The following is a 20564-nucleotide window of genomic DNA, read 5'->3' as shown; positions in this document are numbered from 1 at the left end:
CAGCCAGGCCTCATCACGACGTGTGATAAAACAGCACGGGCTCTTCTGAGCCCGTCCCCCCACGTGACGTCCGATGAGGCGTTTCCCACGTTCGAAAAGAGAGCGGATGCTCGGCTACATCCTCAGACGTCTGCTGCAGGTGCTCCCCGTGTTCTTCGGGGCCACGCTGCTGATCTACTTCATGGTCTTCGCCATGCCGGGAGACCCGATCCTCGGGCTCTTCGGCGACAAGACCCCCGCCCCGCAGGTCGTCGAAGCCCTGCGCGCGCAGTACCACCTCGACCAGCCCTTCATCGTCCAGTACTTCCTGTACCTCGGCGGCATCTTCCAGGGCGACCTCGGAACGACCTTCTCCGGCCAGTCCGTGAACGAGGTCCTCGCCCGCACCCTGCCGGTGACGGCTCGACTGGCCGTGATGGCCCTCGCGATCGAGTTCGTGCTCGCCATCGTCGTCGGCACGATCTCGGCCATCCGCAAGGGCAAGCTGTTCGACAACGTCGCCCTCGTCGTGGCGCTCCTGTTCGTCGCCCTGCCGATCTTCGTGGCCTGCTTCCTCGCGCAGTACTTCCTCGCCGTCCAACTCGGGTGGTTCCGTCCGACGGTCGGTGCCCAGAACGGGTGGGGGGATCTCATCCTCCCGGCGATCGTCCTGGGCTTCAGCCTCTTCGCGACGAGCATGCGCCTGATGCGCGGGTCGGTCATCGACACGCTCAACCAGGACTGGGTGCGCACCGCGTACAGCAAGGGCCTCTCGCGTCGCCGCGTCATCCCCGTGCACGTGCTGCGCAACTCGCTCATCCCGGTGATCACCAACTCCGCGACCAACTTCGGTGTGCTGCTGGTGGGCGCGACCGTGACCGAGGGAATCTTCAACATCCCCGGCGTCGGCAACACGCTCTACCAGGCGACCATCCGCGGCGAGGGCCCCACGGTCGTGTCCTTCGTGACCGTCTTCGTCATCATCTACGTGCTGGTCAACCTCGTCGTCGACCTTCTGTACGGTCTCCTTGACCCGAGGATCCGCTATGTCAAGTAATCGTTTCCCGGCGCCGCACTTCGTCGCCCCCATCAAGACCGAGACCATCTCGGTGGATGCCGTTCGCGTCGCCGCCCGCAAGAGCAACCTCTGGCTCGACGCGTGGCGCGACCTGCGTCGTCGGCCCACCTTTTGGATCGCCCTGGCCGTCATGGCCGTCGTGATCCTCATGGCGGCGTTCCCGACCCTGTTCACCCAGGTGCCGCCGAACAACGACTGCCAGCTGTCCAACAGCAACGGCGGCCCGACCGCGGGTCACATCCTCGGCTTCACCTTCCAGGGCTGCGACACGTTCTCCCGCATCGTGTGGGGCGCGCGCACCTCGCTGTCGGTGGGTCTGCTCGCCACGGCGATCGGCACGATCATCGGCCTCATCATGGGCGCGCTGTCGGGCTTCTACGGTGGATGGATCGACGCGGTGATCTCGCGCGTCGGCGACATCTTCTTCTCGATCCCCTACATCCTCGCGGCGATCGTCGTCATGAGCGTGTTCTCGCAGTACCGCAACGTCTTCACGCTGGCGTTCGCGATCGGCGGGTTCGCGTGGGCCTCCACGGCGCGCGTCGTGCGCGCCGAGGTGCTGCGTGTGCGTCAGGCGGATTACGTCGCCGCATCGCAGGCCCTCGGGCAGTCGCGCTTCAAGACGCTGCTCACCCACGTCATCCCCAACGCCATCGCCCCTCTGCTGGTCGTCACGACCATCAGCCTCGCGGCGGCGATCGTGGCCGAGGCGACCCTGTCGTTCCTCGGTGTCGGCCTCGGCGGCGACACCATGTCGTGGGGTAACGACATCAGCCAGGCCCAGCAGTCGCTGCGCGTCGCGCCGGCCGCGCTGATCTGGCCGTCGCTGGCGCTGACCGTGACGGTGCTGGCGTTCATCATGCTGGGCGAGCTCATCCGAGACGCCATCGACCCGAGAGCGAGGGCCCGCCGATGAGCGACGCCACCATGACGCCGCTGCTGTCCGTGCGCGACCTCAAGGTCGCCTTCGAAGGTCAGGGCGGTTCCCGCCAGGTCCTGCACGGCGTGAGCCTCGACGTCTACCCCGGCCAGACGGTGGCCATCGTGGGCGAGTCGGGTTCGGGCAAGTCCACCACCGCCTCCGCGGTGATCGGGCTGCTCCCCGGCACCGGTCACGTCACCGGCGGCAGCATCACGCTCGACGGGCGCGAGCTGACGGGCCTGACCTCGTCGCAGTTCGAGTCCGTCCGCGGCAAGGACATCGGATACGTCCCCCAGGACCCGATGTCCAACCTCAACCCGGTGTGGAGCATCGGCTTCCAGGTCAAGGAGGCGATCCGCGCGAACGGGATCGCCACCGGCCGGAAAGAGGTCGAGAAGCGCGCCATCGAGGTGCTCAAGCAGGCCGGTCTCGCCGACGCCGAGCGTCGGCTGCACCAGTACCCGCACCAGTTCTCGGGCGGTATGCGCCAGCGTGCGCTCATCGGCATCGGCCTCGCCGCCGATCCGAAGCTCCTGATCGCCGACGAGCCGACCTCGGCCCTCGATGTCACGGTGCAGCGCGTGATCCTCGACCACATGGCATCCCTCACGCGGGAGCGCGGCACTTCGGTGCTGCTCATCACGCACGACCTGGGTCTGGCCGCCGAGCGCGCCGACACCATCGTCGTGATGAACCAGGGCGAGATCGTCGAATCGGGTCCGAGCCGCGAGATCCTCGAGAACCCGCAGCACCCCTACACCCAGCGGCTGGTCGCCGCGGCGCCGAGCATCGCGTCGCAGCGCATCCAGGCGAAGGCGGAGGACCGCGGCATCCTCCGCGAGGCCGACCTCGACGCTCCGGCGACCGTGAAGGTGACCGACCTGGTCAAGGAGTACAAGATCCGCCAGGGCGGGTTCCGCAGCGAGCAGTTCCGCGCGGTCGACGGGGTCTCGTTCGAGATCCCGCGCGGCAAGACGCTGGCGCTCGTGGGGGAGTCGGGCTCGGGCAAGTCGACCATCGCCAAGATGGTGCTCAAGCTCGAGGAGCCCACCTCGGGGTCGATCGAGGTCGACGGCGTCAACACCGGCAGGCTCAGCGCGAAGGACACCTTCGCCCTGCGTCGCCGCATGCAGCCCGTGTTCCAGGATCCCTACGGCTCGCTCGACCCGCTGCGCAGCATCGGCAACCTCATCGCCGAGCCGCTCAACATCCACAAGGTGGGTGACACCACCTCGCGTCGCGAGCGGGTGGAGGAGCTGCTCGAGCAGGTCGCCCTGCCGCAGGAGCTGGCGTCGCGCTACCCGAACGAGCTGTCCGGTGGTCAGCGTCAGCGTGTCGCCATCGCGCGCGCGCTCGCGCTCAAGCCCGACATCCTCGTGCTCGACGAGGCCGTCTCGGCGCTCGACGTGCTGGTGCAGGCGCAGATCCTCCAGTTGCTGGCGGAGCTGCAGTCCGAGCTCGGTCTCACGTACCTGTTCATCACGCACGACCTCGCCGTCGTCCGTGTCGCCGCCGACCTGGTGTGCGTCATGGAGCGGGGCAAGCTCGTCGAGCAGGGCACCGTGGACGAGATCTTCGCGCAGCCGTCGCAGGAGTACACGCGGCGTCTTCTCGACGCCATCCCCGGCGCCTCCCTCCAGCTGGGCGGCGCGTGACGCGCGACGAGCGCTTCCGGGGCGCGGAGCACCCACGGGTGTTCCGCGCCCCGTCCTCCCTCTTCGGGCTCGTGCTCGGCGCGGTGCTCGCGGTCGTCCTCCTCGGGGATGCCGCGCTCCGCGCCGGCATCGGCGAGATGCTGCTCCTCGCGCCCTGGGTGCTGCTGGCGCTGTGGGGCGTGTACGCCCTGCTGTTCGCCCCGCACGTACGCATCGACGCCCGCGGCATCCGCATCCACAATCCTCTGCGCGTCACCGAGATCGCGTGGGCGCGCGTGCGCGACATCGACATGCGGTGGCAGCTCGAGGTGCGAACCGACGAACCGCGGGTCGTCAAGGCCTTCGGCGGCCCGGTGGCCGGACGACCGGGGCGCCCCGCGCTTCGCCGTGACGATGAGCGGGGGCGGCGCGAGCCCCCCGCCATCCGTGATCTTCAGATCATCCAGGACGCGTGGGAGTCCGCCCGCACGAACGCGACCGCCGACGGCGTCGTTCGTCGTTTCTGGGACATTCCTTCGTTGATTTCCCTGGTGGTTCTGATCCTCTGGGTTATTATCGCTTTGTTCATTTCCGGCGGTGTCCGCTGAGCGCAGTGCTGCGCCAGCATCAACCGCTCGTGACAAAGCGCCATGTAAGGGCTTTGTTACGGTCGTGAAAAGTGTGTTCCCCCGGCACACATTCCGCGAGGTGCCGACGTAGGGTCTCTGGAGATCCTTAGCCAGGCGAAAGAATCGGCGGGGATCTCGAAGGCGAGAGGACCACCATGCAGATCATCGACATGTTCCGGACAGGCCTGCGCGCCTCATGACGTTGTACGTTCTGCGCCGGTTCCTGAACTACGCGGTTCTGAGCCTGCTGGCGACCTGCCTCGCGTACGTGCTCGGGTCCGCGCTGCTGCGACCCCAGGATCGCTTCTACGGCATGAACCCGCGTCCGCCGGAGGACTCGATCATCGCGAGCCTGAACGCGCTCGGGGCCAACCCAGACGTGCCGATCCTCGTGCGACTGTGGAACTGGCTCGTGAACCTGTTCACGAAGTTCTCCCTCGGCTCCACCATCGGCGGCCAGGACGTCATGGCCGAGATCTCCGCCCGAGCCGGCACGAGCCTGCGTCTGCTGCTCATCGGTTCGCTCATCGGCGCCGTCGTCGGCGTGCTCGTGGGCGTGTGGGGAGCCGTGCGGCAGTACCGCGCGAGCGACCAGGTGACGACGTACGCCTCGTACCTCGTGTTCGCGACGCCCACCTTCGTGATCGGCGTGCTGCTCATGATCGCCGCGACCGGGTTCAACAACGCCCTCGGAACGCAGGTCATCCGCTTCACGGGCGAGTACACCGCCGGCATCGAGGGCTTCTGGCCGGTCGTCGCCGATCGCGCCGTTCATCTGCTGCTGCCCACGATCGCGCTCGTGCTCATCAGTGCCGCGTCCTACTCGCGCTATCAGCGCAGCATGATGCTCGACGTCCTCGGCGCCGACTACATCCGCACCGCCCGCGCGAAGGGACTGCCGCGCACGCAGGCGCTCTTCCGCCACGGCGTGCGGATCGCGCTGATCCCGATGTCGACGTTCTTCGCCTACAGCTTCGGCACCCTGATCGCGGGCTCGACCATGCTCGAGATCGTGTTCTCGTGGCGCGGCATGGGGCAGTTCCAGCTCAACGCCGTCACCCAGCAGGACATCAACGCGGTGGCCGGTTCGACCCTCTTCGTCGCGGTGCTCGTGCTGCTGTCGTCGACCCTGTCCGAAGTGCTCTACGCCGCACTCGACCCGAGAGTGAGGAGCTGACATGACGATGCAGGAAGAGGCCGTGGACGGCACACTCGTCGCCACCAGCCCTGTGACCCGCGAACGCAAGGCGCTCTCCCGCGGAGCGCTCGTGCGGGCCCGGCTGCGCAAGATGCCCCGCTTCTGGGTCGGCGCGAGCATCCTCGTGTTCATCGTGCTGTGGGCCTTCATCGGCCCCCTGGTCTACCCCTACGACGCCACGGAGCGCGACTTCCTCAACGTCGGCCTGGGGCCCACCCAGCTGCACTGGTTCGGCACGAACGGCATCGGTCAGGACATCTACGCCCAGACCCTCGTCGGCTTGCAGAAGTCGCTCATCATCGGCGCCCTCGCCGGCATCGGCGCGACGCTGATCGCCGCCGCCGTGGGCTCGGTCGCCGGATACCTCGGCGGGAAGATCGACGCGGTCATCGGGTGGCTCATCCACCTGCTGCTCGTCATCCCCTCGTTCTTCATCCTCGTGCTGCTCAGCCCGCTGACACGCGGCCTGTCCTGGCTGGCGCTGACGTTCTTCCTCGCGGTGTTCAGCTGGATGATCCTCGCCCAGGTGGTGCGCAACCAGACGCGTTCGCTGCGCAACCGCGACTTCGTGCGCGCGGCCCGCTACATGGGCATGCCGACGCGCAAGATCCTCGGTCGCCACATCATCCCCAACATCGCGTCGTTGCTCATCATCGACGCGACCCTCGGCATCGTCGCGGCCATCATGGCCGAGACCTCGCTCAGCTACTTCGGCTTCGGCGTCCAGGCGCCCGACGTCTCGCTCGGCACGCTGCTCGCCGCCGGCACGTCGGCGGCCGTGACCCGCCCCTGGCTGTTCGTGTACCCCGCCGGCGTGCTGATCGTGCTGCTCCTGGCCATCAGCCTCATCGGCGACGCCCTGCGCGACGCCATCGACCCCACCTCGGGAGCGAACCGTGACTGACACCCGTTCCGCCACCCTGCTGTCCTCCACCGGACGCACCCCTCTGCTGTCGGTCCGCGACCTCAGCGTCACCTTCCCGCAGCGCGAGGGCGGCGACGTCCGCGCCGTGCGCGGGATCTCGTACGACGTGCACGAGGGCGAGTTCCTCGGGATCGTCGGCGAGTCCGGCTCCGGGAAGAGCGTCTCCTCGCTCGCGGTGATGGGACTGCTGCCGTCGAACGCGCGCGTCGAGGGCGACATCCTCTACGACGGGCGTTCGCTCCTGTCGATGAACGACGCCCAGCTGTCGAAGATCCGCGGCGCCGAGCTGGCGATGGTCTTCCAGGACCCGCTGTCCGCACTGACCCCGGTGTACACCGTGGGCGATCAGATCTCCGAGGGCCTGCGGCTGCACGACCGCGCGCTGTCGCCCCAGGCCGCGCACGCCCGGTCGGTGGAGCTGCTCAAGCTCGTCGGCATCCCGGATGCCGAGCGCCGTGCCCGCGCGTATCCGCACGAGTTCTCGGGCGGCATGCGCCAGCGCGCGATGATCGCCATGGCGATCGCCAACGACCCGCGGGTGATCATCGCCGACGAGCCGACCACGGCGCTCGACGTGACGATCCAGGCGCAGATCCTCGACGTGCTGCAGAAGGCGCGCGAGATGACCGGGGCGGCGGTCGTCCTCATCACGCACGACCTCGGCGTCGTCGCCGGTCACGCCGATCGCGTCGCGGTGATGTACGCGGGCACGCTCGTCGAGCGCGGTTCGGTCGACGAGATCTTCCACGACCCGCACATGCCGTACACGGTGGGCCTGCTGCGCTCCGTCCCCAACATGCAGACCGCGGGGTCGCACCGGCTCGTTCCGCTCGAGGGGCGACCGCCGTCCTTGGCGAGCCTTCCGAAGGGCTGTCCGTTCGCCGCGCGCTGCCCGATCGCGATCGATGCGTGCCGCGAGGTCGAGCCCGAGCTCGTCGTGCACGGCGCCGACCCCGACCACGTCTCGGCGTGCATCCGCGCCGGCGAGATCGCCTCCGGCGCCCTTGCGCGGCCCGACATCTTCCCCCGCCCCGAACCGCTGGGCGAGATCCCGCCGCTGCGGCCCGACGTCACGCCGGCGGTCGAGGTCACCGACCTCACGAAGCACTTCCCGCTGATGAAGGGCGCCGTCTTCCCGCGGCGCGTCGGCACGGTGCGCGCGGTCGACGGCGTCTCGTTCTCGATCCAGCCCGGTCGCACGATGGGCCTGGTGGGGGAGTCGGGGTGCGGGAAGACCACGACCATCCTCGAGATCATGGAGATGGTCGCCCCGCAGAGCGGCAGCATCCGCATCAACGGCACCGACGTCGCGACCGTGAGCCGCAAGGACAAGGCGCAGCTGCGCAAGGGCATCCAGATCGTCTTCCAAGACCCGATGGGCGCGATCGACCCGCGCCTGCCGGTGGGCGAGGTCATCACCGAGCCCCTGCTGGTGCAGGGCGTTGCGCGCGCGGAACGCGATCGCAAGATGACCGAGCTGCTGGAGCTGGTGGGCCTGGACCCGGCGATGTCGGACCGCTACCCGCACGAGTTCTCCGGCGGCCAGCGTCAGCGCATCGGCATCGCCCGCGCGCTCGCGACCGACCCCGCCGTCGTCGTGCTCGACGAGCCCGTCTCGGCGCTCGACGTGTCGATCCAGGCGGGCGTGATCAACCTGCTCGAAGACCTCAAGGAGCGCCTCGGTCTGTCCTTCCTGTTCGTCGCCCACGACCTCGCGGTCGTGCGTCAGATCGCCGACGACGTCTCGGTCATGTACCTCGGGCGCATCGTCGAGCAGGGCCCGGTCGACGCGGTGTTCGACGACCCGCGGCATCCGTACACCAAGGCCCTCATCTCGGCGGCGCCCATCCCGGATCCACGGATCGAGCGCTCACGCACCCGCATCCTGCTGGACGGCGATCTGCCGAGCCCCACGCAGGAGATCTCGGGATGCCGCTTCCGCACGCGGTGCCCGTTGTACCGCCTGCTGCCCGACGCCGACCGGCGCCGGTGCGACTCCGACGACCCCGGTCTGCGCCCCTCGGCGCACTCCGAGGTGGCGTGCCACTACGCCGAACGCTCCGACCTCGTCCTCGAGACGGCATCGGCCGCGTCCCCCCGAACGTCTGCGGCCGACGGCACCATGTCGTCGCAGACCCTCCCCGATCACCAACGAGAGGACTGATCACATGATCCGCAAAGCGAAGGCTCTCGGCGCACTCGCGCTGCTGAGCGCCGCCGCCCTGGCCGTCGCCGGCTGTGCGCCGGGCAACACCGCGGCCCCGTCGGCGAACCCCGACGACCAGAACTCCCTGCCCTCGACCGCGTGGGTGCGCGCCGACGCGGCCGACGTGCAGGACGGCGGCTCGCTGACGCTCGCCGTGTCGTCTCTGCCGGTGAACTGGAACATCTACCAGATCGACGGCAACGAGCGCGACACCAACGACATCTACACGACGATGAGCGGCGGTCCGATCAAGATCGACGAATCGGGCGAGCCCGTCGTCGACGAGAACTACGCCTCCTCCGCCGAGCTCGTCAGCGAAGACCCGCAGGTCGTCGAGGTCAAGCTGAACCCGGATGCCGTCTGGGAGGACGGCACGCCCATCACCGTCGCCGATTACCAGGGCATGTGGAAGGCCAACAACGGCTCGAACCCCGAGTACATCGTCACCTCGACCACCGGATGGGACCAGGTCTCCTCGGTCGAGCAGGGCACGGACGAGTTCGACCTCAAGATCACCTTCTCGTCGGTCTTCGCCGACTGGCAGTCGCTGCTGAGCCCCGTGCTCAAGGCCAGCGTCACCGCCGACCCGACGACCTTCAACACCGGCTACACCTCGCAGGCCGTGCCCTCCTCGGGCCCCTTCAAGGTGAGCTCGATCGACGCGACCGCCGGGATCGCGACGCTCGAGCGCAACCCGAACTGGTGGGGCGAGACCCCCAAGCTCGAGACGATCGTCTACCGCGCCGTGAGCCAGGACCAGCAGGGCTCCTCGTTCAGCAACGGTGAGATCGACGCCGTCGAGATCTCGGCCAACGCCGACCTCTACCAGACCGCGCAGAACGTGCAGGGGGCCCAGATCGAGGCCTCGAACGGCCTGACCTGGACGCACATCACCATGCGCGCCTCCGATGGGCCGCTCGCCGACGTCAACGTCCGCAAGGCCGTGGCATCCATCGTCAACCGCGAGCAGATCGCCAACACGGCGAACGCGCCCGTGGGCGTCCCCGCCATCACGCAGGGCAGCTACATCTTCATGCCCGGTCAGGAGGGCTACACCGACGAGGCGCTGCCCTACGACACCGACGCGGGAGCGCAGTACCTCGAAGACGCCGGCTACACCAAGGACGGCGACTCCTGGGTCAAGGACGGCACCCCGCTGACCTTCTCGGTCACGGTTCCGGCCGACACCGCGACGAACATCCAGCGCGCCGAGCAGATCCAGGCCGACCTGAGCGAGTTCGGCATCCCCGTCGAGCTCAACTCGGTGCCCGTGGGCGGCTACTTCAGCGACTACATCATCCCGGGCGACTTCGAGATGGTGACCTTCTCGTGGGTCGGCACGGCCTACCCGATCTCGTCGACGCGTTCGCTGTTCACCCCGGTGGACTCGGAGCAGAACTTCACCGGCATCGCCGATGACCGTCTGGGCCCCCTGTGGGAGCAGGCGAACAACGAGCTCGACCCGGCCGCGCGCCTCGAGACCGCGCAGGAGATCGACAAGGTCCTGTGGGAGTCTGTGCCGATCATCCCGATCGCGCCGCTGCCCAACGTCTGGGCCGTCAAGGAGGGCCTCGTGAACTGGGGCGCCACCCAGTTCGAGACCGTCGACTGGACGATCGTCGGCTTCCAGAACAGCTGAGTCCGACTCGGCGATACGGGGGCGGGATCCCACGGGATCCCGCCCCTTTCGCGTGCGTGCCCGCTTCCTGAACGTGCGCTGCCGGGAGTGTTGCGGGCGCCGGGTAGACTGGGATAGCCCGATTCCGGGCGCCACCCCTTAATTTTCCTGGAGACCCTCCATGGCGCACGCCCTTCGTCCTGACCTCCGTAACGTCGCGATCGTCGCGCACGTCGACCACGGCAAGACGACCCTCGTCGACGCCATGCTCCGCCAGACCGGCTCGTTCGGCGACCACGCGCACGTCGAAGAGCGCGCGATGGACTCGAACGACCTCGAGCGCGAGAAGGGCATCACGATCCTCGCCAAGAACACGGCGATCGAGTACAACGGTGTCCACACCGAGGTCCCCGTCACGATCAACGTGATCGACACCCCCGGCCACGCCGACTTCGGCGGCGAGGTCGAGCGCGGTCTGTCGATGGTCGACGGTGTCGTGCTGCTCGTCGACGCGTCGGAGGGCCCGCTGCCCCAGACCCGCTTCGTGCTGCGCAAGGCCCTCGAGGCCAAGCTCCCCGTCATCCTCCTGGTCAACAAGACCGACCGCCCCGACGCGCGCATCGCCGAGGTCGAAGAAGAGGCGCACGACCTGCTGCTGGGCCTCGCCTCCGACCTGGTCGACGACGTGCCCGACCTCGACGTCGACGCGCTGCTCGACGTGCCGGTGGTCTACGCCTCCGGCCGTGCCGGTGCGGCATCCCTCACGCGTCCCGACAACGGCGCGCTGCCCGACAACGACGACCTCGAGCCCCTGTTCGGCGCGATCCTCGAGCACGTTCCCGCTCCGTCCTACGACGACGAGGCGCCGCTGCAGGCCTGGGTCACCAACCTCGACTCCAGCCCCTTCCTCGGCCGCCTCGCGCTGCTGCGCGTCTTCAACGGCACGCTCAAGAAGGGCCAGACCGTCGCCTGGGTGCGCGCCGACGGCACCACCAGCAACGCCCGCGTCACCGAGCTGCTCAAGACCCGCGCCCTCGAGCGCTTCCCCGCCGAGGACGCCGGCCCCGGCGACATCGTCGCGATCGCCGGTTTCCCCGACATCACGATCGGCGAGACCATCGCCGACCCCGAGGACGTGCGCCCGCTCAAGGCCATCACGGTCGACGACCCGGCCATCTCGATGACGATCGGCACCAACACCTCGCCCCTCATGGGCAAGGTCAAGGGCCACAAGCTCACCGCCCGCATGGTGAAGGACCGCCTCGACCGCGAGCTGATCGGCAACGTCTCGCTCAAGGTCGTCGACATCGGACGTCCGGATGCCTGGGAGGTCCAGGGCCGCGGTGAGCTCGCCCTCGCGATCCTCGTCGAGAACATGCGCCGCGAGGGCTTCGAGCTCACCGTCGGCAAGCCCCAGGTCGTGACCAAGCGCGGCGAGGACGGCAAGCTCAAGGAGCCGTACGAGCACCTCACCATCGACGCCCCTGAGGAGCACCTCGGCGCGATCACGCAGCTCATGGCCGCCCGCAAGGGCCGCATGGACAACATGACCAACCACGGCACCGGCTGGGTGCGCATGGAGTTCGTGGTGCCCTCGCGCGGTCTCATCGGCTTCCGCAGCGAGTTCCTCACGATCACGCGCGGTACCGGTATCGCCAACGCCATCTCGCACGGCTACGACGACTGGGCGGGCTCGATCACGACCCGCCAGAACGGCTCGATCGTCGCCGACCGCATGGGCGTCGTCACCCCGTTCGCCATGATCGCCCTGCAGGAGCGCATGAGCTTCTTCGTGCAGCCGACCGAAGAGGTCTACGAGGGCATGGTCATCGGCGAGAACTCGCGCGCCGATGACATGGACGTCAACATCACCAAGGAGAAGAAGCTCACGAACATGCGTTCGTCGACCTCCGACTCCTTCGAGTCGATGACGCCCCCGCGCGTGCTCACGCTGGAGGAGTCGCTGGAGTTCGCCCGCGACGACGAATGCGTCGAGGTCACGCCCGAGAAGGTGCGCATCCGCAAGGTCGTGCTCGACGCGACCGAGCGCGGCCGCGCCGCCTCGCGCGCCAAGCGCCAGGATGCCAACGCCTGATGCTCGAACTGGCCGGTGCCTCGTCCGCCGATGTGCGTGAACACGTCGCGGCGGGCGGGCGCCTGGCCGTGCTGGCCGTGGGCGCCCTCGAGGCTCACGGCCCGCACCTGCCCCTGAGCACCGACACGATCGTCGCCGAGCGCATCGCGCGGGCGGTCGCGGAGCGCTGCGACGGTGCCCTTCTGCCGGCGATCGCCTACGGCGAGACGTGGGCGACGTCGGGGTACCCGGGCACCATCTCGCTGTCGCCCGAGACCGTGCGGGCCCTCGCTCTCGACATCGTCCGCGGGGCGGCGGCATCCGGCCTCGATCGTGTCGTCATCGTCAACGGCGACTTCGGCAACCGCCTGCCGCTCGCGGCGGCCGCGCGCGACCTCGCCGCGGAGGGCCTGCGGGTCCTCGTGCTCGACCACCCCGGTCTCGCCGACGCCGCCGACGCGGTGCGCGAGAGCGCGCCCGCGGCGCCGGGGATGAACCACGCCGAGGAGATCGAGACCTCGATGGTGCTGGCATCCGCTCCCGAGCTCGTCCGGATGGAGCGCGCGGAGCCGGAGTATCCCGTGTTCCCGGTCGACTTCGGACTGCGTCCCGTCCGTCTGCACGAGATCGGTGCGAGCGCGGTCTTCGGAGACCCCCGCCCGGCCACCGCGGAGAAGGGCGAACGCCTCTTCGCCGCGGTGATCGACGCCGCCGTCGCGCAGGTCGAGCGCTTCGTCGCGGGCTGAGGCCGGGGCTCAGGGCGCGTAGTCCTGGACGCGCCGTCCGTGCGAGCGGTCGGTCAGCGCCGGAAGACGCTCCGAGAGCTCCTCGACAGCCTCCTCGAGATCGATCGTCAGCAGCCGACGGTCCCGGACGACGACCCGGCCGTCGACGATCACGGTCGTCACGTCTCCCTGGTGCGCGCTGAGGGCGAGCGAGTGCGCGAGGTCGTGCACGGGCTGCAGGTGCGGGGTACGGAAGTCCACGAGCACGATGTCGGCGCGGAGCCCCGGCCGCAGGGCGCCGATCTCGCCGGCGAGACCGAGGACCTCGGCGTTCTGCCGCGTCGCGAGATCGAGCAGGTGCGCAGAGGTCGCCCACGTGGCATCCCTTGACGCGTACTTCTCGATCATGCCGAGAAGGCGCATGTTCTCCCACACGTCGAGGGTCATGCTGCCGGCGGCTCCGTCGGTGCCGATGCCGACGCTGATGCCGGCGTCGTGCAGCAGACGCAGGGGAGTGGTGCCCTCCTGCGCGTGGAGCAGATACGTCTTCGTGCACGACGCGACGCCCACGCGGTCGGCGTAGGGGGCGAGCAGCTTCGCGTCCTCGGCGACGATGCCCGCGCCGTGGGCGATGAGCGCGCCGGCTTCGAGCACGCCGGTCTCGTGCAGGATGCCGATCGGGGTGCGGCCGTCGCGCGAGCGGCTGGACGCTGTCTGCGTGAGGTTCTCGGCGGCGTGGACGTGGATGCGCACGCCCAGGCGCTCGGCATCCCGGGCCGTCGCCCGCAGGTCGTCGTCGTCGACGGTGTAGGGCGCGTGCGGGCCGAGGGCCGTGGTGATGCGTCCGTTCGCCGAGCCCGCGGCATCGCGCGCGAACGCCGCGCTGCGCTCGCGACCGGCCGCGCCCTCGGACGAGAAGAAGGTGTCGGCCAGCAGAGCCCGGATGCCGGAGCCCTCGACCTCTTCGGCGATGGTCGCCATGCCGAAGTAGTGGTCGGCGAAGGTGGTGACGCCGCCGAGGAGCAGCTCGCCGATCGCGATGCGCGCGCCGAGGCGGATGTCGCGGTCGGTGAGGTTGACCTCCATGGGCCACACGTGGTCGTTGAACCACTCGGCGGTGGGGACGTCGGAGGCCGCGCCGCGGAACATGACCATGGGTGTGTGGGTGTGGCTGTTGACCAGGCCGGGGAGGGCGACGAGGCCGCTTGCGTCGATGATCTCCGCGTCGGTCAGTGCCGCGAGGTCGACCTCGTCGTCGGGGAGGATCCAGGCGATGCGTCCCGCGCTCACACCGATGCTGTGACCGGGCAGATCGCGGACACCGCCCCTCGAGGCGGTGTCTGCGCGCGGCAGGTCGGGGTACCCCGGAGCGGGGCGGTGCGTCTCGGCGGCGACGCGGGCGTGACGGATGACGAGGTCGACGGGTGCGGTCATGACTCCTCCTGAGGGGTCCGGGTGCTCGCGCCCACGACGAGGTCGGCGCTCAGGGCGGTGCGTCGCCGCGCGGCGACGCGCGAGCGCTGCGCGTGCTCGAGCATCTCGACGGCCTCCGCGCCCATCTGGCGCCAGGGGTGCCGGAGCGAGGTGAGGGGCGTGCCCTGAGCGTCGGGGTACAGCTGCAGCAGGCTGGCGATCTGCACGTCGTCCGGGACGCGGACGCCGCGCGCCCGCAGGACGGTGAGTACGCCGGTGGCCACGTCGTCGTTCGCGCAGACGAGCGTCTCGCCCGGGGTGACGGCATCCCACAGCTCTTCCGCCGCGGTCACTCCGGCGAGCAGATCGCTGCCGCGGTACACCACGGCGCCGGGCGCGATATCCCGAGCGGCGCAGGCGTCCTCGACCGAGCGGATGCGCGTCGCGTCGGCGGGGGCATCGGGATCGAGACCGATCGTGGTGATCCGCCGCGTGCCGGTGCGGGCGAGATGGTTCGCGAGGAGTCCGGCCGAGGTCGTCTCGTCGAGACTCACGGCGCTGGGGGTGTCGGGGTCGAGGAAGCGCCCCACCTGCACGATGGGCAGACCGTGCGAGAGGCGCTGCGCGTGACCCGAGGCCTCGATCGTGGGAGGACACACGATGAGCCCGTCGACCCGGCGGTCGAGCAGGTCGGCGACGCGCTCGTCGTGGTCGGCGCCGTCGGGGGCGACGTACCGGAGCAGGGCGCCGATGCCCTGGGCATCGAGACTCTCCGTCACCGACTCGATGAGGGCCGAGAGGAAGACGGTCGCGTAGCGGGGGAGCACGATCCCCACGCTCTGCGTGCGATTCGACCGCAGCGCGCTGGCGACGGCGTTGTGGCGGTAGCCGAGGCGGGCGGCAGCGGCGCGGACGCGCTTGAGGGTGTCGGGCGAGACCGGGCGGGATCCCGAGAGCGCGCGCGACACGGTCGCGGTGGAGACCCCCGCCTCGGAGGCCACATCGGCGAGGGTGGCGAGCTCGTCGGGGGCTGCGGGGTCGATCACTCGCTCATCGTACGCAATCGATTACCCGATCCGTGGTCGCGAAATCGAACCGCAACACAACAGAAATCGGCGGCGCCGACGCGTATGAGTAAGGTGACTCTCGGTCGCATCCCCCTCATTCGTCCGACCAGCGTGCAATCGATTACATGACCTGCGCCCCACCCGAACCGAAGGAGTCCCCATGTCACGCCCCCTGACCCGATCCCTGCTCACGATGGGCGGCGTCCTCACCGTCGCCGCCCTGGCGCTCACCGGCTGCGGCGGCAAGACCGCCGACACCGGGTCGGCCTCGGCCGCGTCCGACGGACCGACGATCGCGCTGCTCTACGGCACCACCGGTGACTTCTCCTTCATGGACAGCGCCTACAAGGGGTTCACCGAGGCCCAGCAGGAGGACTCGTTCGCGCCGCTGGAGCTCTCCAGCCCCAACACCGACGACTACCAGGACCGCGTCGACCTCGCCCTGTCGCAGAACGCGGCCCTCGCGATCGGCATCGGCTTCCAGTGGCAGCAGCCCATGTCCGAGACCGCCCACCCCGACACCGCCTTCGTGCAGGTCGACGCCGACACCGGCACGGTCATCGATGACGTGACCACGATCTCCTTCGCCGCCGAGCAGTCGTCCTACCTCGTCGGGGTCGCGGCGGCCCTGGCCTCGACCTCGAAGCACGTCGGCTTCGTCGGCGGAGTGGACCAGCCCAGCATCCAGAACTTCTTCACCGGCTTCGAGGCCGGAGCGAAGTCGGTCGACCCGTCGATCGTCGTCGACAAGACCTACCTCGCGCCCCTCGGCGACTTCACCGGCTTCTCCGACCCGACGAAGGGCAAGGAGGCCGCGGCGTCCATGTACGCCGGCGGCGCCGACGTCGTGTACGCGGCCGCCGGTGGATCCGGTCAGGGCGTCTACGAAGAAGCGGCAGCCAGCTCGACGGATGCCAAGAAGAACTGGGCCATCGGTGTCGACGCCGACGTCTACCAGACGGTCTCCGACACCATCAAGCCGTTCATCCTGACCTCGGCGATCAAGAACGTCGACGTCGCGGTGAAGACCTCGATCTCGGAGTTCCTGGACGGCTCGCTCGAGCCCGGCGAGGTGCGCTACGACCTGTCGAACGACGGTGTCGGATACTCGACCTCGGGTGGCTTCCTCGACGCGTACGCCGACCAGCTCGCCGCGATCGAGAAGGACATCGTCGACGGCAAGATCACGGTTCCGACGGCCCTGTGATGACCGACGGGCAGGAGGTGCTGGTGCGCCTGAGCGGCATCGTGAAGCGGTTCGGGACGTTCACCGCGAACGACCGGATCGACCTCACGGTCCGCGCGGGAAGCGTGCACGCCGTGGTGGGTGAGAACGGCGCGGGCAAGTCGACGCTCATGAAGATCCTCTCCGGCGAGGAGAGCCCCGACGAGGGAACGATCGAGATCGACGGCGCTCCCGTGACCTTCCGCTCGCCGCGCGACGCGCAGGCGGCCGGCATCGGCATCGTGCACCAGCACTTCCTGCTCGCTCCCGCCCTGCGGGTGTGGGAGAACGTCGTCCTCGCCGACGAACCCGGACCGCCGGTGCTGATCGACGCCGCCCGCGCCCGTCGCGAGGTCGCGGAGCTCGCCGAGCGCACCGGCTTCCCGGTCCCCGTCGACGCCGAGACCGAGGATCTCGGCGTCGGTACGCGGCAGCGCGTCGAGATCCTCAAGGTCCTGTACCGCGACGCGCGCATCATCATCCTCGACGAGCCGACCGCGGTGCTCGTCCCCGCCGAGGCCGAGGCCCTCTTCGCCGCGATGCGCGACTTCACGCGCGCCGGTGCGGCGGTCATCTTCATCTCCCACAAGCTCGACGAGGTGCTCTCCTTCGCCGATGACATCACGGTGATCCGCGCGGGTCGGGTGGTCGGCACCGCCGTGCCCGCCGAGACGACCGCGCCCCAGCTGGCGCGGCTGATGGTGGCATCCGAGATGCCCGTCGTGACCCCGCGCGAGTCGCCCGTCTCGGACCGGGTGGTGCTCGAGACGCGCGGGCTGACGGTCGCGGGGACCGAAGCCGTCCCCCTGCTCTCCGACGTCGCCTTCCGCGTGCACGCGGGCGAGATCGTCGGCGTGGCCGGGGTCGAGGGCAACGGACAGTCCGAACTCCTCGCCGCCCTCATCGGACGAGCGGATGCCACCGGCACGGTGCTCCTCGACGGCGACGACGTCAGCGCGGCGACGACCGTCCAGCGGCGCGCCCGCGGCATGGGCTACATCTCGGAGGACCGCCACCGCGACGGGATCGTGCTGCCACTGTCGCTCCGCGACAACGCCGTGCTCGGCTACCAGCAGCTCGCCCCGGTGCGGCGCGGGCCCTGGTTCTCCCGTGCCGCGGCCGCGAAGGCGGCGGCCGAGATCATCGCGGCCTTCGACGTGCGCGGCGGGGGGCCCGCCACGAGAGCGGCGACCCTATCGGGCGGAAACCAGCAGAAGTTCATCGTGGGCCGCGAGCTCCTGCGCTCCCCACGCCTGCTCCTGGCCGCCCACCCCACGCGCGGCGTCGACATCGGCGCGCAGGCCGCGATCTGGAGCGAGCTCACCGCCGCCCGCGACCGTGGCCTGGCGACCCTCCTCGTCTCGGCCGACCTCGACGAGATCCTCGCGCTGTCCGACCGCATCCTGGTGCTGCACCGCGGACGCATCGTGGCCGAGCTCGACGCCCGCGGCGTCGACGCCGGCACCGTCGGCGAGTACATGACCGGCGCGCGCGGCGGGGAGGAGGCCGCATGATCGCCCGCATCCTCCGCACCGTCGCCGGCCCGGTCATCGCGATCGTGCTCGCGCTGGTCGTCACGGCCCTGTTCCTCACCGTGTCCGGATACTCCGCGGCATCCGCCTTCGAGGTGATGTGGACCTACGGCACGACGCCGGAGTCCCTGGCATCCACCGTCAACAACGCCATCCCGCTGTACTTCGCCGGGATCGCGGCGGCCTTCTCGCTGCGCATGGGGCTGTTCAACATCGGCGTCGACGGCCAGTACCGCGTCGCGGCGCTCGTGGGCGCCGTCGTCGCCGCCTCGCTGCCGTTCCCGCTGTGGATCACCCTCCCGCTGACGCTGCTGGCGAGTGCCGCGGCCGGGGCCGCGTGGGCTCTCGTGCCCGCCCTGCTGAAGGTGTACCGCGGGGTGAACGAGGTCATCACCTCGATCCTCATGAACGCGATCGCCACAACGGTCGTCGCCGTGCTGCTGGCCGACGTTTTCCGCTCCGGCGGGGGACAGAACACCGGCTCGGCGCCGATCGGCGAGAACGGCTCGATGCCCGCGCTCATCGACCTCGGCGGACGCGTGCAGATCTCGGGCTTCCTCCCGCTCGCCGTGCTGCTCGGCATCGGGTTCTTCCTCCTGCACGAGCGCACGGTCTGGGGCTACACGGTGACGGTGGCGAACCTGTCTCCGGATGCCGCGGAGTCCGCCGGCATCTCGGTCCGGCGCCGCATCGTCACTTCGCTTCTCGCCTCGGGCGCCATCGCGGGTCTCGTGGGTCTGCCGCACGTGCTCGGAACCGCGCACCGGCTGGACGGGACGCTCCCGACCGATCTGATGTTCACGGGCCTGGCCGCCGCCCTGCTCGGCCGCTCGCACCCGATCGGCACGGCGCTGGGCGCCCTGGTGCTCGCGTTCGTGGAGCGCAGCGCCCAGGTGCTCGGCATCGTTAAGCTCCCCACCGAGGTCGGCACGCTCTTCCTCGCGGTCGTGCTGCTGAGCTCGGCCCTCGGCTACTGGGTCGTGGAGAACGGCGAGCGTCGCCTGGCGCTCATGGCGGCGATCCGGCGCACCCGCGCCGGTCGTGCGAAGGAGGCGTCGACGAGATGACCGCAGTGACCACCGCCCCCGCGGCGTCCCGCGCTCCCTCCTCGGCGCGCCGACGCGCGCGCAGCGTCCTGTCCTGGGTGCTCCTGGGCTTCGGGCTCCTCCTCATCGCGCAATGGGTGTGCGATGCACCCGGCCTGTCGTCCTCGTCGACGTGGGGCTCCGCCCTGCGCCTGACCGTCCCTATCGCCGTCGTCGCCGTCGGCGCGCTGTACTCCGAGCGCGCGGGCGTCATCAACGTCGGCCTCGAGGGCATGATGATCGGCGGAACGTGGGGAGCCGGCCTCTTCGGCTGGTTCGGTGGCCCGTGGGTCGCCCTGATCGGCGGTGTCGTCGGCGGGCTCGTCTTCGGGCTGCTCATGGCGGTGCTCTGCCTGGAGCTCGGCCTGAACCAGCTCGTCGTCGGTGTCGCGATCAACGTGCTCGCCGCGGCCCTCGCCCGCTTCCTCTCCGACATCGTCTTCAGCGGACTCGACGGCGGCAGCGTCGCGCGCTCGCCGCGCATCGAGGGCAACGTCCCGCGCGTGAGCCTGCCGTTCCTCTCCGGCGGCTTCGGCACGCCCGATCCTCTGCGCGATCTCGAGGCCACCGGCACCCCGGTCCTCTCGCCCCTCGCGGGCATCGTCGGCGGTCTCACCCGTGACGTCTCCCTGGCCGCGATCATCGGCCTCGCCCTCATCCCGCTGACCGCGTTCGTGCTGTGGCGCACGCGCTTCGGCCTGCGCATGCGGGCGTCCGGGGAGGAGCCGGCCGCCCTGCAGGCGCTGGGCGGACACGTGCACCGCACGCGCTACTCGGCCGTGCTCGTGGGCAGCGGCATGGCCGGCTTCGCCGGCGGCTACCTCGTCCTGATCTCGCAGGGATACGTCGAGAACCAGGTCGCCGGCCGCGGCTTCATCGGCCTCGCGACCCTCATCTTCGGAAACTGGATGCCGGGAGGTGTCTTCGCGGGATCGGCCCTGTTCGGCTTCAGCGACGCCGTCGGTCTCGGCCGTCCGGAGACTTTCCGCGGCATGCTGTTCGTCCTGGGCGCCGTGTTCGTCGTTCTCGGCGCGGTGCGTCTGCGCCGCCGCCTCGGGGTCCGCGCGGCCGTTCCCTCCCTCATCCTCGGGGCGGTCCTGCTGGTCGCCGCCCTCGTCCTGCCCCTCCCGAGCGCGCTCGCGACGGCCGCGCCGTACCTCGTCACCCTCGCGGTGCTCGTGGTGGCCGGGACGCGTATGCGTCCGCCGCGTGCCCTCGGCAAATTCTTCCCCCGTCAGAACTCCTCGAGGTGAT

16 protein-coding genes are annotated in these 20564 nt (G+C 69.8%); 14 read left to right on the top strand and 2 right to left on the bottom strand.

Annotation, left to right across the window (positions count from 1 at the left end):
- Positions 1 to 106: 106 nt before the first annotated feature.
- The 10 genes from ACFZA2_RS12380 to ACFZA2_RS12335 all read left to right on the top strand — a co-directional run bounded on the left by ACFZA2_RS12380 (position 107) and on the right by ACFZA2_RS12335 (position 13009).
- Positions 107 to 1036 carry an ABC transporter permease gene (locus ACFZA2_RS12380; protein WP_391405086.1) on the top strand — a complete coding sequence of 310 codons (930 nt, stop codon included), beginning with the start codon at positions 107 to 109 and terminating at the stop codon, positions 1034 to 1036.
- Complete coding sequence (locus ACFZA2_RS12375; protein ID WP_391405083.1) at positions 1026 to 1973, top strand: ABC transporter permease; 948 nt, start codon at positions 1026 to 1028, stop codon at positions 1971 to 1973. Before ACFZA2_RS12380 ends, ACFZA2_RS12375 begins: the two co-directional genes overlap by 11 nt.
- Complete coding sequence (locus ACFZA2_RS12370; protein WP_315995351.1) at positions 1970 to 3634, top strand: ABC transporter ATP-binding protein; 1665 nt, start codon at positions 1970 to 1972, stop codon at positions 3632 to 3634. Before ACFZA2_RS12375 ends, ACFZA2_RS12370 begins: the two co-directional genes overlap by 4 nt.
- A complete protein-coding gene (locus tag ACFZA2_RS12365; RefSeq protein ID WP_391405079.1) occupies positions 3631 to 4221 on the top strand; it encodes a hypothetical protein in 591 nt (196 codons plus the stop codon). Before ACFZA2_RS12370 ends, ACFZA2_RS12365 begins: the two co-directional genes overlap by 4 nt.
- Positions 4222 to 4438: 217 nt before the next feature.
- The gene (locus ACFZA2_RS12360) at positions 4439 to 5419 is read left to right on the top strand and encodes an ABC transporter permease (protein WP_315995353.1); all 981 of its coding nucleotides are present in this window, start codon (positions 4439 to 4441) and stop codon (positions 5417 to 5419) included.
- A 1-nt stretch (position 5420) separates the two neighbouring features.
- Positions 5421 to 6344 (top strand): ABC transporter permease, encoded by a 924-nt coding sequence (locus ACFZA2_RS12355; protein WP_363392168.1) that lies wholly within the window; start codon positions 5421 to 5423, stop codon positions 6342 to 6344.
- Positions 6337 to 8529, top strand: coding sequence for a dipeptide ABC transporter ATP-binding protein (locus ACFZA2_RS12350; RefSeq protein WP_391405076.1), 2193 nt, complete (start codon positions 6337 to 6339; stop codon positions 8527 to 8529). Before ACFZA2_RS12355 ends, ACFZA2_RS12350 begins: the two co-directional genes overlap by 8 nt.
- Before the next feature lie 4 nt (positions 8530 to 8533).
- Complete coding sequence (locus ACFZA2_RS12345) at positions 8534 to 10210, top strand: ABC transporter family substrate-binding protein (protein WP_391405073.1); 1677 nt, start codon at positions 8534 to 8536, stop codon at positions 10208 to 10210.
- Between the two features lie 160 nt (positions 10211 to 10370).
- The gene (gene typA / locus ACFZA2_RS12340) at positions 10371 to 12284 is read left to right on the top strand and encodes a translational GTPase TypA (RefSeq protein WP_391405071.1); all 1914 of its coding nucleotides are present in this window, start codon (positions 10371 to 10373) and stop codon (positions 12282 to 12284) included.
- Positions 12284 to 13009, top strand: coding sequence for a creatininase family protein (locus tag ACFZA2_RS12335; RefSeq protein WP_391405068.1), 726 nt, complete (start codon positions 12284 to 12286; stop codon positions 13007 to 13009). The genes typA and ACFZA2_RS12335 overlap by 1 nt, the downstream gene beginning before the upstream one ends.
- 9 nt (positions 13010 to 13018) lie before the next feature.
- Here the strand turns inward: ACFZA2_RS12335 and ACFZA2_RS12330 are convergent, their stop codons facing one another.
- Both ACFZA2_RS12330 and ACFZA2_RS12325 read right to left on the bottom strand, forming a co-directional pair.
- Positions 13019 to 14422 (bottom strand): amidohydrolase, encoded by a 1404-nt coding sequence (locus ACFZA2_RS12330; RefSeq protein WP_391405065.1) that lies wholly within the window; start codon positions 14420 to 14422, stop codon positions 13019 to 13021.
- Positions 14419 to 15447, bottom strand: coding sequence for a LacI family DNA-binding transcriptional regulator (locus ACFZA2_RS12325; RefSeq protein ID WP_391405062.1), 1029 nt, complete (start codon positions 15445 to 15447; stop codon positions 14419 to 14421). Before ACFZA2_RS12325 ends, ACFZA2_RS12330 begins: the two co-directional genes overlap by 4 nt.
- Positions 15448 to 15628: 181 nt before the next feature.
- Here ACFZA2_RS12325 and ACFZA2_RS12320 point away from each other — a divergent pair, with 181 nt between their 5' ends.
- Genes ACFZA2_RS12320 through ACFZA2_RS12305 form a run of 4 tightly spaced genes read left to right on the top strand, consistent with a single transcriptional unit; the run spans position 15629 to position 20563 of the window.
- Complete coding sequence (locus tag ACFZA2_RS12320; RefSeq protein WP_391405059.1) at positions 15629 to 16675, top strand: BMP family protein; 1047 nt, start codon at positions 15629 to 15631, stop codon at positions 16673 to 16675.
- A complete protein-coding gene (locus ACFZA2_RS12315; protein WP_391405056.1) occupies positions 16675 to 18207 on the top strand; it encodes an ABC transporter ATP-binding protein in 1533 nt (510 codons plus the stop codon). The genes ACFZA2_RS12320 and ACFZA2_RS12315 overlap by 1 nt, the downstream gene beginning before the upstream one ends.
- Positions 18204 to 19292, top strand: a complete 1089-nt coding sequence (locus ACFZA2_RS12310; protein WP_391405053.1) for an ABC transporter permease — start codon at positions 18204 to 18206, stop codon at positions 19290 to 19292. The genes ACFZA2_RS12315 and ACFZA2_RS12310 overlap by 4 nt, the downstream gene beginning before the upstream one ends.
- Entirely contained in the window at positions 19289 to 20563 is a 1275-nt protein-coding gene (locus ACFZA2_RS12305; RefSeq protein ID WP_391405050.1) for an ABC transporter permease, read from the top strand. The genes ACFZA2_RS12310 and ACFZA2_RS12305 overlap by 4 nt, the downstream gene beginning before the upstream one ends.
- Position 20564 lies beyond the last annotated feature (1 nt).

It is taken from the genome of Microbacterium sp. NPDC007973 (assembly GCF_042958465.1).
In the GTDB taxonomy this organism is placed as follows: domain Bacteria; phylum Actinomycetota; class Actinomycetes; order Actinomycetales; family Microbacteriaceae; genus Microbacterium; species Microbacterium galbum.
The sequence above is the reverse complement of the archived record's forward strand: the minus strand, read 5'-3'. Positions and strand labels throughout refer to the sequence as shown.

Bases quoted from the DNA above. Each gene is read 5' to 3' on its own strand.
- ACFZA2_RS12345 (WP_391405073.1), top strand. From the start codon at position 8,534: ATGATCCGCAAAGCGAAGGCTCTCGGCGCACTCGCGCTGCTGAGCGCC.
- ACFZA2_RS12360 (WP_315995353.1), top strand. From the start codon at position 4,439: ATGACGTTGTACGTTCTGCGCCGGTTCCTGAACTACGCGGTTCTGAGC.
- ACFZA2_RS12315 (WP_391405056.1), top strand. From the start codon at position 16,675: ATGACCGACGGGCAGGAGGTGCTGGTGCGCCTGAGCGGCATCGTGAAG.
- ACFZA2_RS12330 (WP_391405065.1), bottom strand. From the start codon at position 14,422: ATGACCGCACCCGTCGACCTCGTCATCCGTCACGCCCGCGTCGCCGCC.
- ACFZA2_RS12320 (WP_391405059.1), top strand. From the start codon at position 15,629: ATGTCACGCCCCCTGACCCGATCCCTGCTCACGATGGGCGGCGTCCTC.
- ACFZA2_RS12310 (WP_391405053.1), top strand. From the start codon at position 18,204: ATGATCGCCCGCATCCTCCGCACCGTCGCCGGCCCGGTCATCGCGATC.
- ACFZA2_RS12335 (WP_391405068.1), top strand. From the start codon at position 12,284: ATGCTCGAACTGGCCGGTGCCTCGTCCGCCGATGTGCGTGAACACGTC.
- ACFZA2_RS12370 (WP_315995351.1), top strand. From the start codon at position 1,970: ATGAGCGACGCCACCATGACGCCGCTGCTGTCCGTGCGCGACCTCAAG.
- ACFZA2_RS12355 (WP_363392168.1), top strand. From the start codon at position 5,421: ATGACGATGCAGGAAGAGGCCGTGGACGGCACACTCGTCGCCACCAGC.
- ACFZA2_RS12305 (WP_391405050.1), top strand. From the start codon at position 19,289: ATGACCGCAGTGACCACCGCCCCCGCGGCGTCCCGCGCTCCCTCCTCG.
- ACFZA2_RS12375 (WP_391405083.1), top strand. From the start codon at position 1,026: ATGTCAAGTAATCGTTTCCCGGCGCCGCACTTCGTCGCCCCCATCAAG.
- typA (WP_391405071.1), top strand. From the start codon at position 10,371: ATGGCGCACGCCCTTCGTCCTGACCTCCGTAACGTCGCGATCGTCGCG.
- ACFZA2_RS12380 (WP_391405086.1), top strand. From the start codon at position 107: ATGCTCGGCTACATCCTCAGACGTCTGCTGCAGGTGCTCCCCGTGTTC.